Annotated in this window: 5 protein-coding genes and 1 rRNA gene; 2 read left to right on the top strand and 4 right to left on the bottom strand. The window is 40.6% G+C overall.

The annotated features are described in order from the left end of the window. Positions 1-1,170, top strand: a 1,170-nt coding sequence (locus QW087_05855) for an SdrD B-like domain-containing protein (protein ID MEM2944244.1), incomplete at its 5' end; no start/stop codon positions are given. Between the two features lie 311 nt (positions 1,171-1,481). On the opposite strand, the gene rrf is transcribed toward QW087_05855, so the two are convergent. From rrf to QW087_05840, 3 genes are all read right to left on the bottom strand, one after another. After that, positions 1,482-1,602: ribosomal RNA gene (gene rrf / locus QW087_05850) — 5S ribosomal RNA — on the bottom strand. Positions 1,603-1,745: 143 nt separating this feature from the next. Continuing rightward, the gene (locus QW087_05845; GenBank protein ID MEM2944243.1) at positions 1,746-2,237 is read right to left on the bottom strand and encodes a DUF835 domain-containing protein; all 492 of its coding nucleotides are present in this window, start codon (positions 2,235-2,237) and stop codon (positions 1,746-1,748) included. Between the two features lie 194 nt (positions 2,238-2,431). After that, on the bottom strand, positions 2,432-3,166 hold the full coding sequence (locus tag QW087_05840; GenBank protein MEM2944242.1) for a DUF92 domain-containing protein: 735 nt from the start codon (positions 3,164-3,166) through the stop codon (positions 2,432-2,434). Between the two features lie 732 nt (positions 3,167-3,898). Here QW087_05840 and QW087_05835 point away from each other — a divergent pair. Then, complete coding sequence (locus QW087_05835; protein ID MEM2944241.1) at positions 3,899-4,285, top strand: hypothetical protein; 387 nt, start codon at positions 3,899-3,901, stop codon at positions 4,283-4,285. Positions 4,286-4,557: 272 nt separating this feature from the next. Here the strand turns inward: QW087_05835 and QW087_05830 are convergent, their stop codons facing one another. Continuing rightward, on the bottom strand, positions 4,558-9,465 hold the full coding sequence (locus QW087_05830; GenBank protein ID MEM2944240.1) for a PKD domain-containing protein: 4,908 nt from the start codon (positions 9,463-9,465) through the stop codon (positions 4,558-4,560). Positions 9,466-9,552: the final 87 nt, after the last annotated feature.

Raw genomic sequence — 9,552 nt, 5'->3', positions numbered from 1 at the left:
ACCGTCAAGGAAGTCCTGCCTGCTGGCTGGTACAGCGATGAACCGATGCAGCAGACTGTCGTCCTCGACGAGTCTGGTGAGTGCGTGAAGATCAGCTTCACGAACATCCAGTACGGTAAGATCTGCGTGCAGAAACTCGAGTACGAAGTCGGACCTGTTCCTGGCATCACCATCGAACTCTACAACGAGAGTATGGTGAAGATCGCGTGGGCTGTGACGAACGAGACGGGTTGGGTGTGCTTCGAGAATCTTAAGCTGGGCACATACACCGTCAAGGAAGTCCTGCCTGCTGGCTGGTACAGCGATGAACCGATGCAGCAGACTGTCGTCCTCGACGAGTCTGGTGAGTGCGTGAAGATCAGCTTCACGAACATCCAGTACGGTAAGATCTGCGGATACAAATTCTTCGATGCGAACATAAATGGCATATTTGATGTAGAAAATGAGACCGGCATACCGAATTGGCGTATTGAATTGCGAGACGTCAATGGAAGTCTAATAGCGTGGACCTATACAGATGAAACGGGATACTATTGCTTCTGCAATTTGACGCTTGGCATTTACAATGTTACAGAAATAATGGAATGCGGGTGGATCAACATCACATCCACGTTCTATGTGGTTATCGGTAACGTCTCTGGATTTGAGTTGGCAGTGAACTTTGGAAACGTCGTTTGCGGACCACCAGGGCATACTATTGGCTTCTGGAAGAATAACATAATCAAGAATGTTAACGGATGGACTAAAGGAATTCAAGTATCGATGGATCAGCTAAAGCAGTTCATCTTTAACATAGATGCAAAATACGGTGGCGACTTCGACTTCTTGAATCTAACAGATGCAGACATTTGGGAGAATATCACCAATGCAGATCTATTGAAGGCATACAATATATTGAGCATTCCAGATGCATCCAACCCGATGCTTAAAGCGCAAGCTCAAATACTATCTTTGCTACTCACAGAACAGCTTTACGGCGAAGACTATTCAAACGCATGGGTCTACCTACCAGATCTAGGTGTAGGAACAGATCCCTGGTTTGGCCACATGTCCGATGCGATAGCATTTATATTGGATCTATACAGCGATGGTTACTACACAGCAGCCCAGAAACTTGCAGACTATCTGAACAATTTGCCTGAAAGTTGCGTATGGAAAGAATATCTCTAAAACTGAACCACAAAACCGCAAAAATCTTTAAAGGGGGAAATCCCCCTAATTTTAAATATTTTTTATTTTTTTATTTAGAAACGATTCCTATTAACTTTCTCTTCTCCTAGAGGAAATCGTATCCCTAAGGTTCTTCCAATCCTTCCTTGAAAATTCTTTCGAAATAGCTATTCCGCTTGAGATATGCCCAATGCACTTGTGGCGACTCAAGCTGCTATATTCGGGAAACACGTCCAAGATGGATTTAAGATCAAAATCATTAAAAATTTGCATCAAAATCCTTAATTAGCAACTGCCAGATGTTTGCGAATGGCTGACAGCGATCCCTGCTTCCCGTGGGCTCGCGCACCACAGTACAACAGGGAACGCTGGCGGGCTTAACTTCCGGGTTCGGATGAGACCGGGTGTATCCCCGCCGCTATGGCCGTCATACCATTCGCGTTGTTTCGCTTAAACAAGGATGCTCTATATATAATTTATTAGAATAAGTACTTGTGATTCAATTCTCAAACCATAATCTATGTTTTAAGTCTAATCGATTCATAGCTTCTCATGAGTTTATAATCTGGTAAAGATCATTTGAGAAGGACCATATCATCTCTTTCTAGCGATACGGCACATTTTTCCATAAGTGCAATTTCTCTTGCGGAGAACGCACGTGGATCGATCTGGAAAATGACAATTCCCTTGTTAATTGCTACAATCTCGTATAATTGATTGAGGAATCTGAGTATTTTTTGAAAATCGTTCTGCATTATGAGGTATTCTATCCCTTCAAGAAACACTAATGCATTTTTGCTATTCGATATAAATTTGCCAATCTTATCATAAAGAATGGTTAGATTCTGAGGATTTATGCTTCTTGTTCCAACCATTTGGGAAACCCAAATTATATTCTCCCCTTCCTCTTCAATCCCAAAGTCGTGTTTGAGTATGTCGGGATGGGTCCTAGCGATACATAAAATATCAAACCCGCATGTCCGCGCATTTCTGCAGAGATCGAAGAGTCTGCTCGCAGTTTCGCACTTCAGCATGTAAATATTTCCTCTTGAAATCCTAATCTGCATCGTACCTCCCCACCGTGATCAATTAATTCAATTCATTTTATACAATTAATTAGCGAAAAGAGAAGATGTTGTGTATAATTTTTTCGAAATAATTCTACTCTTCGATCATTTGAGAGCAAGCAATTATCAATCCCGCTTTTTCTAGTATATCTTAATTTTTGATAAGTATCGAGAAATTTTAACATTGAACAATCTCAGTAAAATAATGTTGTAATAATAGCGCCAATCGCGGCCCCAACGAACATCGAAATGATATTTGTGGTCAGTTTCGACACATAGCCGCGATCTTCTAAGGTTGCCCCTATTAGGCTATCAACCATGCACCCAATAATCCCTGAAAAAAAAGGGACGAGAATTAGCCAATTTGCTGACTCGTAGGATATGATTGAAATCCATCCGATAACTGATGAAAGTACAGCAGCGAGAATTGCACAAAGAGTGCCAAAAAGCGATATTCCACCGTTCGTTCCTGGTCTAACCTTTTTGAAATTTGTGATCAGGTATGTTTTATCGCTTAAAACCCCGAGCTCGCTTGCCGTCGTATCCGCAGCTGCGACACTCACAGCAGAGATGTACGCAATTTCTCCTACGAACTCATCCTGCGTGCCTGTAAAATAAGCAAGGAGTGCGACCACGGTTGGAACCAGTCCGTTCGCAAGAACATTTCGATAAGTTCTTTCTCCCTTTTCCCCTTCCTGTAATCCCCTTTCGATTTTGACTCGCAGTTTGAATCGTGTAACTATGAATCCAGCGAACACAAAAAAAATCAGCGTAAGTAACCAAGAAAGTGATCCAAACCATCCGATAAGAATTCCAATGATCATGGATGCCGCGCTGCCACTTGCCGACAACAATTGGAATTTGTATGCTAATAGAGATAGAACGCAACAAAGCAGTAAGATTACTGCGAAAGTCTCAATAGGAGACACACTGGTAGATAAGTGTTGCATGTTATCAACCTTATGGGATCATGAGCTAATCGCGTAATTCGATGGTCGTTAAACAAGAGGACGCAGTGAGGGTAAAGCAGCGATGAGATATTAAATAAACAATCGATTTTGTCTTCTTGCAATAACGTAAGATAAAATTAATTCTGTTAGAATGCAAAGATCCACTACACATAAATTCGGACAAGCAGGAATTGCAGGGGATGAAGCTGGGTGACTTTTGTCAGGCATAACCAGCAAGGACATGATTAGCAATAGAAATACGCCTTTTGTTGATGCAATTTAATTGATCAATAGACGGAGTCTTCGAAAATCTTCCTATAAATGGTATTTCAATCCCGCAAAATCTCGATGTGAACTAGTATTTCCCAAGATCCACCAATTTTATGCGATCGGGAGTGTAGAATCGAGGCTGCTTTAAAATCGAGAGGCTTAAAGTGCACTGACGTCTGATGCTAAAAAAAGAATGTTCAAATCGTTCAGAATATATATCTAAGTGGTGCGCGTATGCATCGTACATCTAGACATCGTCTAGCGGAGTTCGAAAAACTCGCCGCACCAAAAGACAAAATGTCTTAACACTTTCAATTTTGAAGCATATTCTCTGACCAAGCCATGGATGCATTCAATTAAATCGATGTTCAACGAAGAAAGGTACTTATAGAGTTTGCACTTGTAGCCTGCCAAAAAATTCTCGAGAAGGAAGTGTGCAAATTGCAGAATAGCGGGATCGCAAAAGCTAGTATTTTAATAGGAATTCTTTGGATTCTCCAATCCGCTGCTAGGTTGATGTTTGGAGTTCTTGGTATAACTGATGGCATGAACCAGTTTCTGGATAATCCCATCTCAGAAGCATTTTCTATTTTTCTCCTTGTGATATTTATGTTTCTCGGTATTGTCGGTATGATTGCGGCTGTCGGTTTACTAATGAGACGAAAATGGGGATTTTGGGGAATACTTAGTGTTTGTCTTTTGACAATCGCTTTCGATTTATGGGGGTTAACAATCCAGTTTACAGCTGCCATAGGACTCATTGTCCCGATAGTATCAATATTATTCTTTATGATCTGGAAATCTCGATTAAGCACCATCCTGAAATGATGTTTTACGTAGACTAAACAGAAGAATCACAAAAATGCTCCTTTAAATCTTGCAGGTACGTATAATTCGATTAATGATCATGCGATTTCAATATTTGCTGCAATCCAATTTTTTGAAAATCTTTTTACAGGTAGTCACGAAAAGTGGAACCTATTTGTCCAAAGCATTGGGAATTGTGAATTAACTGGATCATTAGGACTATTCCTGTCAATAGTTCAAAAGATCATTTATTCACCAATTCAATCAAAAATACCTCTCGGTCATCAATGACTTCAATGATTCTGATTTTCTGCTCCCTTATCAGAGTTTTCAACCTCCATATGATTTGTATGGTTAGATTCGAGAATATCTCTAACAACTTTTTCGAGGTCCGATATCTCCGCGGGTTTCAACTCCGATCCGCATCCAGGACATCGCTCAAGACCGACAGGGATTTCTTTACCGCAAATCGGACAATCGATGAGATCGACATTTTCTAGTTTCTTGATTTTTTTTAGAATTCTCAGCTTGTTAATAGGCACGCGGAACTCTTTCTCAAAGATAGGTCTCGCCTTTTCTTTTATCCCTCTAACCTTCTCGAGATCTCCATCCCATCGCTCTAAGACTTTGCCGTAATCTTTCTCTATTTCTTCAAGAACTCCCAGCATTCTTTGAATGATTCTTGGATTATACTTTCCATGCAGTACTGCAGCGAGATAAATATTCTTGCCTTTCTCAACGATAATTTTCTTTTCTCCAAAATCGAGACGTTTCAATGCCGTTTCTTTCTCGTCTTTGAAGGAAGTCTTAACGAAATCCTGGATTGCAACGAGCATGCTGCTCAGCACGTCATCATCCATTCCTGGCTTCAGTCGCCTCGTATCATGGGCGATGAGGCACCCATCTTCATATATGATGAAAATCTCCTCAACGAGAGTGGAGAAACGTCTCATGTATACATAAATACCACCAATTACAAACCCTGAAACACTTAGAGCTGCAATCCAGAGCTCGCTCTGGAACCTATTTTCAAGTACCTCCAGTTCCAATTCGTCTGTTGAAAATCTATTGCCACTTGTATCTGTAGCCTCAATCCAGAAGACGATAGTCACACTACTGTTCTGAGATCTAATTTGTCCTTCCCAGACATTTTCCGTATCGCTCTTTTTTAGCATAGCAACTGAATATGTAATGTTGTTGATTTTGTAAACCAGAGTCGCGTTCGCAACGCCAACATTGTCGGATATCGTTGCTAAAATAACTATTGGCTTTCCAATAATGGCACTACGAACATTGATATTTCCAATTGTCGGCATCGTCCTATCAATAATGACCAACTGGGTGATACTATCTATCGCGCCATCATCATCTTTGACCTGCAGTGTGACACTAAAATTACCATCTTCAGCAAAGTTGTGATACACAATAGGCGTGGCGCTCCACTCTGTCCAATTGCTTCCGTCATCGAAGTTCCATCTGTACATCAGTAATGGCATATCGCTTGGTGTATCTTCGCATAGGCTTGCATCGAAACAAAGCTCTCCGCTCTGCACCAATCGATAGGAAAATCTGGCGACAGGTTTCATGTTTTCAACAATAATTGTGATACTTTCTTCAGAAAATGAATCTGAATCCCAGACTCTTGCCGCAATGACATAGGTTCCTTTCTTGGAAAAGGCATGAGATGTCACGTTGGCTACTGTGATCTCATCCGCCTTAAAATCGCCTGTAAAGTCATAGTTCCAATGATATCTAAGATTCTTTGCCCCTTCCCATCCTGGTACAACAATTACTTCGAATGCTACCTGACTATCTTCAATCGTCTTGCCCCCTGACACATCTGCGCGCAATGCAATAATTGTGGGTTTGGTGTCTAACACAATTATTTGCTTTACTGACGAATTGAGTGATCCATCACCGTCTGTAACTGTCAACCTCACTGAAAAAGTGCCGTTATTGGCATAATAGTGTTGAGGGTTTCTTTCGGAGGAAAAGGTACCATCGCCAAAATCCCAAAGCCACGCAATGACCCCATCGTGGGCGGTGGAGTAGTCGGTGAAACTAATGACATCTCCTTCTAGTGGCGTAATAGGTTCAAAGGAGAATGATACTATTGGCATAGAATCCTGAACTTCGATATCGATTGAAAATGAAGATTGGCTTCCATCAGAATCTTGAACAGTCAGTTTGACGGTAAAAGTTCCATTTTGAACAAACACGTGTACTGGATTCTTATCATTGCTTGTTGTACCATCTCCAAACTCCCAGAACCATTGGACAATCGCATCAGGATATGAGGTTGAAAGATCCGTGAAGGTGACAGAAGTTTTTTCCAGAGGTTTCAAAGAACTTACCATAAACATTGCCGAGGGAGCGAGGTCATGTACGACGATCTCTTGGGAGTATGTGCTCTTTGAACCATCGATATCAGTGACTGTAAGATTGATTTTGTACAATCCATCTTTAATAAAAACATGCGATACTGAAGTTTCGTTGTTCTTCAAAATCGTTCCATCACCAAATTCCCACACTCTAGAAACGATCGCATCAGGGTATGAAATTGAGGAGTCGTTGAATAAAACGTCCTGCCCTTCATAGATTATTATAGGGGAAACTGTAAAGTGAGCGGTTGGTTCTGCATCATCTATTTCTATTGTTAAATTGTGATAATCCGTAAGACCCCCTCTATCAGTTACCCTCAATGTAACTATATAAGACCCATTTTTCACGTAAATGTGACTTGAGAATACTCCATATGAATGATGGCCATCTCCAAAAAACCATGTGTAATTGAGTGATGCAACGTCTGAGAACGAATCAGAAGTTCCAATACCCTCAAACTGAACCTCTTTCCCCTCTACCAAAGGTAGTGGTGTAATGCAATTTGCCACCGCTCTTGGCGGCAGATTCTTTTGATAATAGATTGAAATTGCAGCAGATACTGGGTTGGATACGATAAGATCTTTTCTTTGATCTTGATTGAGATCCGCTGCTATTACATCACCGAGACCTGAACCCACTGAAAATGACCAAATTCTCGTAATTTTATAACTTGCGTCAAAAGTGAATAATTCTATAGTTCCGATTCTGCTTGAAATAGTTGCAATTTCATCTTTTCCATCATCATTGAGATCGCCGTTCGTTGCCGCCAATATTCCATTTTCGATGAGTTTCGTATACTTTGATCCCGGCCCATCGGAGAATCCTTTAGGTATTCCAGCCTTCTGGACATACACTATCAAATTAGAATCAGATAGTGCAACAAAAATATCAATCAACGCGTCTCCATTAATATTGCCTGTACCAAGTGAAACAGCATTGGAAGAACCCGGTGCGAGAACATTACGATCTTTACCAGAGAATGGTGTCAATCCAATATCCTGATAGAATATCTCAATGCTCTTGCCACTCATATTGTAAAATGCCACATCTATCAAGGTAGATCCTGGATTAAAGTGCCCCGTCGCAACAAATTCAAAATCGGCATTTTGAATTTCAATTGTAATTGAGTTGGTTATGTTGAAATATGGATAGGTACCAGAATTATAGAAGATCTGAAATCCACCTTCACATGCAACGACGATGTCAAGGGTCATGTCGTTTGAAATATAATCTATTGACAATCCTCTTGGCCGACTAAGGTTGGATTGCAAAGTTACAGACGCAATCTGATTTTCAAAGAAATTCTCCCCTCCAAAGAAAACAGTTATAATATTCGCTTCTTGATCAGAAATTACCAAATCATCACAGTGATCTCCGTTAAAATCTGCTGATCCAAAATATGCTGGCGTTGGTCCCACATCTATTGATCCGATTATCCCACTACCAATCTTTCTAAACAAGATTCGATTGTCTGAAGAAAGTGTGCCTACTTCAACCTCGCCATCGCCATCAAAATCTCCAAAAACCATTTTGGTTGGCAAAATTTCTTGATCAAAGAATAGATGATCATCGGCATTGCTCAAAATTTTTTCTTGCTTGCCAAAGTAAATTGTCACCGATCCATTCAACGCTGAAGCATTTGCTGAGACGACTAAGTCTGCTAGACCGTCCGCATCAATGTCTTGCGCGACCAATCTCAACGGTTGGTTATTAACTGGAAAAGATCGATCTGGCATCAGTCCAAATGAAGGCCCGATCCTCGTGACATAAACCTCCACTCGTCCGCTGATTGTGGAAATGACTAAGTCTGGAACTCCATCACCGTTGAGATCGGCCATAGCGAAAGATGTCGGGTCTTGAAGAGAATCCTTTATCACGTATTCGACAAATTTTTGAGTTTTAGTGTCATAATCAAAGATCGTAATTTTTCCAGATCCTTGAGAAAGTACCGCCAATTCCTTTGGAGCATCAGCATCTAATTGTACGAACTGAATTTTGACTGGTTTGTTTATCGATTCTGTTCCTATTGTTTGCATATGATCCCATTTTGGTACACCGACACTCTCATTTCCATTGAACAAAACCAGTATGCTAGACGACGTGTCTGCTACTGCAATTTCTTGATATCCGTCATTATTCAAGTCTGCGCAATCCACGAGAGTTGGTTTGTAAGCTCCATAAATATCGAGCCTAACATAGTTCTCCATTATGAAATCCTCACCACTTCTTAAATGGGGAACAAAAGTGGAATTAGGGATCAGAGTTTGATTAAAGCTTACATAAATGAAATCATTTTTATTGTTCCGGTCGAAATCAGCAATCACCACGTGGTATGGATCAGGTCGCGCGTCTTTTAAAATTGCTGGGTAAAAATTTGTCTTTTGATATAATATGTATGCCTTTTTTGTTGTTGCAGAAGTCAACAATATATCATCCTTCAAATCTCCGTCGAGATCTCCAACGTCCATTCCAGTTGGAATGAAATCGAGTTGAATCGTAACGTTTGGACTCATTGAAAATTGTCTATTTGGCAACTGGTAGAAAATTTCGAGAACTCGATAATCTCTGCTTACTACCACCAAGTCCATGTAACTATCATTGTTAAAATCACCACACTCAACGAAGGCAGGGTCGCTCTTCGATCTCAAGGTAATCGCGGATTTTTCGAATATTATTGCTTCAGCTGGCTCATCTATATTATCGCATAATTGCTTATTTCCCGTAGGAATCCCTATATGTCCTAAAAAAATGGTTGATGTGACCAGCGGGGCTGCAATCATTAATATAACTATGATTACAGTCCACCGGAAAATGCCCATTTGACCCCCTGGTGTTGTGATAAAGTTATATTGGTTCCTATATATTTCTTTTCATATGGAGGAAGATTTTGTGAGATCGCAAATAAG

It is taken from the genome of Methanomassiliicoccales archaeon (genome assembly GCA_038850735.1).
Taxonomy (GTDB): domain Archaea; phylum Thermoplasmatota; class Thermoplasmata; order Methanomassiliicoccales; family JACIVX01; genus JACIVX01.
Note: the sequence above shows the minus strand (reverse complement) of the source record. Positions and strands in the feature narration are given on the sequence as shown.

Excerpts from the sequence above, each read along its gene's own strand:
- QW087_05845 (MEM2944243.1), bottom strand. The coding sequence starts at position 2,237 with ATGCAGATTAGGATTTCAAGAGGAAATATTTACATGCTGAAGTGCGAA.
- QW087_05830 (MEM2944240.1), bottom strand. The coding sequence starts at position 9,465 with ATGGGCATTTTCCGGTGGACTGTAATCATAGTTATATTAATGATTGCA.